Origin of the sequence: Tissierella pigra (assembly GCF_009695605.1) — a bacterium.
Taxonomy (GTDB): Bacteria; Bacillota; Clostridia; order Tissierellales; family Tissierellaceae; genus Tissierella; species Tissierella pigra.
This window is the reverse complement of record NZ_VUNQ01000094.1, coordinates 1-3,758: the sequence shown is the minus strand read 5'-3', so window position 1 is coordinate 3,758 and position 3,758 is coordinate 1. Positions and strand designations below refer to the sequence as shown.

The 3,758-nt window shown below is 31.1% G+C and carries 3 protein-coding genes; 2 read left to right on the top strand and 1 reads right to left on the bottom strand.

The features are described 5' to 3' along the window. Positions 1 to 310 precede the first annotated feature (310 nt). Positions 311 to 787 (bottom strand): metal-dependent transcriptional regulator, encoded by a 477-nt coding sequence (locus FYJ83_RS19290; RefSeq protein ID WP_154443120.1) that lies wholly within the window; start codon positions 785 to 787, stop codon positions 311 to 313. Positions 788 to 911: 124 nt separating this feature from the next. On the opposite strand from FYJ83_RS19290, the gene FYJ83_RS19285 reads away from it, so the two are divergent. Together FYJ83_RS19285 and feoB are read left to right on the top strand one after the other, a co-directional pair. Continuing rightward, positions 912 to 1,151 (top strand): FeoA family protein, encoded by a 240-nt coding sequence (locus FYJ83_RS19285; RefSeq protein WP_154443119.1) that lies wholly within the window; start codon positions 912 to 914, stop codon positions 1,149 to 1,151. A gap of 19 nt (positions 1,152 to 1,170) precedes the next feature. Then, entirely contained in the window at positions 1,171 to 3,306 is a 2,136-nt protein-coding gene (gene feoB, locus FYJ83_RS19280) for a ferrous iron transport protein B (protein ID WP_154443118.1), read from the top strand. The last annotated feature ends 452 nt before the right edge of the window (positions 3,307 to 3,758 follow it).

Here is a 3,758-nt window from a genome sequence, read left to right as displayed (position 1 = left end):
ATACATCTATGAATATATTCAAGTTTTTCATCTATTGTGAAGCTACTTTTTCTTCCCATAAAAAATACTCCTCCTTACAGTAAACAGTTTTATTATTTTAACTGTCTACTACAAGGGGAGCATATCATACCATGACTTTCAAGGTTTTTTAATATAAACAATACCTTTCTTTTTGGTACAATTAAATTATCTAGTAAAATTGCCCAAAGGAAAGGTATGTAATTATAGACTAAATTTTACCATATTTAGCTTTATACAGTCAATTTAAACAGCTATCAATTATTGATGAAGAATTATTACCTTACCATCTTCATTTTTCCAAATTTGCTTCCCTATAATTAATATATCTCTCTAATATATCTCTGTTATCATAAAAGAAATTATATAAAATTTCTATATTTTCAATTGTACTAGTTGAAATATAATGTTCTATCATCTCTGTCTGTAATAGAGTATTGTCTTCACATCCTATGAAATATAAAAATTGTTCTATAATATTATGTCTATTTAATAAAAATTCTCCTTCTTTCTTTCCTTCTTCAGTTAAAGTTACAATTCCATATTTCTCATAATCAACTAAGCCTAGTTCCCAAAGTTTTTTTACCATTTTTGAAGCAGAAGAATCTCTTACATTTAATAGTTTTGCCAATGTATTTATACGAATATATGATTCTACTAAAGTATTTCTGTATATCATTTCAAGATAGTCTTCTAAAGCTGGAGTAAGATTGGCTTTATTATGTCTTTTTAATTCGTATCCCCTTACAGTCCAAAAATTACTATCCAATTTATCACCCCCACATTAAAATAATATATTTTATTTATATATATGAGTAACACTTACAAAGTATTTTCATATTTTGATATAGGGAAAGTTTTCCCGCGGCTAAATTTTTTTAGGAGGTTTTAATATGATTGATAACTATATATCTCTTAGTTCATTATCAATAGGTGAGAAATGTAAAGTTAAGAAATTAACTTCTGAGGGCTTAATAAGAAGAAGAATGCTAGACTTAGGAATAATAGATAATACCATAATTGAACCCTTACATCAGAGTCCTTCTGGTGATCCTGTTGCTTACTCCATAAGGGGAGCCGTAATTGCACTTCGTTCTGAGTTAGCAGCTATGATTTTAGTAGAAAAACTTTAATAAGGAGGTTAGGGAATGTATGTCAAAGGGAATAGGAAGTTTTGAAGCAGAACTAAAAATAGAAAAGCTAACACCTCATGATAAAATTATTGCTTTAGGTGGAAACCCTAATGTTGGAAAATCTACAGTCTTTAATAACTTAACTGGATTAAATCAGCATACTGGCAATTGGCCTGGTAAAACCGTTACAAATGCCCATGGAATGTACTCATACAATAATAAAAACTTCATATTAGTAGATATTCCTGGGACTTATTCTTTAATGGCAAACTCTATCGAGGAAGAAGTGGCTAGAGATTTTATATGTTTTGGTAATCCAGATACTACAGTCATAGTGGTAGATGCAACTTGTCTAGAAAGAAATTTAAATCTTGTATTACAGTCTCTTGAAATTACTTCAAAGGTTGTAGTATGTGTAAATCTTATGGATGAGGCAAAAAGGAAAAATATAAATATAGATTTAGATAAATTATCTGATGAACTTGGGGTTCCAGTAGTAGGGACTAGTGCTATTACAGGCAAGGGGTTAGAAACTTTAATGGATCAGATTTACAATGTATCTGTAAATAAACTTAATTTAAATCCTATTAAAATTAAATACCAAAAGGAGATAGAAAAAGCAATTACTGAAGTTGATACAGTCCTTAATCTATTAATTGATAATAGTCTTAATTCTAGATGGATTTCACTAAAATTAATAGAAGGAGACTCAACTTTAATAAATTCAATAAATAAACATATCGGATTTAATTTAAATGAACATAGAGAATTGATGGAAAAAGTCCATAATACAATAGATTATCTAAATACCTTAGGAATGGATCAAGAGGTTTTTCGTGATAAGGTTGTTAGCCGACTTGTAAATATTGCCGAAGATATTAGTAGTAAAGTCGTTTCTTTCCAAAATACAAATTATAATGATTTTGATAGAAAAATAGATAAATATCTTACTTCAAAAACATTTGGAATCCCACTTATGATTTTTCTTCTTTCCATAGTATTTTGGATTACAATTACTGGTGCTAATGTTCCTTCTGAATTACTTGCCAAAGGCTTTTTTTGGATAGAAAATAAATTAACCATATTTTTCAATTGGTTAGGCACTCCTAAGTGGATTCATGGAGTATTAGTACTAGGAGTTTATCGTACACTAGCGTGGGTAGTATCTGTAATGTTACCACCTATGGCAATATTTTTTCCATTGTTTACATTATTGGAAGACTTAGGATATTTACCTAGAGTGGCCTTTAATCTTGATAATTTCTTCAAAAAATCCCGTGCTTGTGGTAAACAGGCACTTACTATGTGTATGGGATTCGGATGTAATGCAGCAGGTGTAATTGGTTGTAGAATAATAGATTCCCCAAGAGAACGATTAATAGCTATTATTACAAATAATTTTGTACCATGTAATGGAAGATTTCCTATATTAATAGCTATTATATCTATGTTCTTCGCTGGAGTTATAGATGGTCCTTTAAGTTCTGTTGTATTAACTCTTATTCTCACTGGAGTCATAATACTAGGTATTTTTATGACTTTAGTATCATCTAAACTGTTATCTAAAACTATATTAAAGGGAATCCCTTCAAATTTCACATTGGAATTACCACCATACAGAAAACCACAAGTAGGTAAAATCATAGTTCGGTCTATATTTGACAGAACGTTGTTTGTTCTTGGTCGTGCTGTGGCTGTGGCTATTCCTGCAGGATTGATTATATGGATAATGGCTAATGTATTTATTAATGATATTAGTATACTCAATTATTCTGCTAGTTTTCTTAATCCTTTTGCAAAATTGATTGGATTAGATGGTTATATTCTCATGGCATTTATTTTAGGTTTTCCTGCAAATGAAATAGTTATTCCAATTATAATTATGAGTTATATGGCTACAGGTTCTTTAATTGAATTAGATAGCTTAGTGCAATTGAAAGAGCTTCTTATAGTAAATGGCTGGACTTGGTTAACAGCTATAAATGTTATGCTATTCTCCCTTATGCACTGGCCTTGTGCAACTACTTGTTTAACCATAAAGAAAGAAACTCAAAGTTTTAAATGGACCTTTATTTCTTTTATGCTTCCAACTTTATTTGGTATTATAACTTGTTTTATAGTTACTAGTTTTGTAAAATTACTAGGATTGATATAAATGAGTGTATACCTTATACTAATTACGAGACTGCGATATTTTGTAATATGTACTTTCGCAGTTTCGCAACTCAAATCTATTTGCTCGTTACACTCGTATAGATTTGGTTCTCGTTGCCTTTTTGTCCAATGAGTGTAACGAATTGTAGACAAAACGGACAGCGTAGGTGCGTTTGACCTACCAGAACTCTCTTCGTTCGTTAGATTGAGCTGTTTGACACAGTGACCACGCAGTCTCGCATCACAAATCTATTCACTCGCTACGCTCATGTAGATTTGGTGCTCATTGCGTTTGACCTACCATCGATTTGCAAAATACACAAATCGGGTTAGGTCATAAAAAAAAGAAAGCCCTACTACGACCAACGTAATAGAGCCTTCTATATATATATGTAGCCCGGCAACTTCCTACTCTCCCAGGTCGTTTCCAACCAAGTACCATCGGCGTTAAGA

Coding starts and splice junctions, on each gene's coding strand:
- FYJ83_RS19285 (WP_154443119.1), top strand. CDS start 912: ATGATTGATAACTATATATCTCTTAGTTCATTATCAATAGGTGAGAAA.
- feoB (WP_154443118.1), top strand. CDS start 1,171: ATGTCAAAGGGAATAGGAAGTTTTGAAGCAGAACTAAAAATAGAAAAG.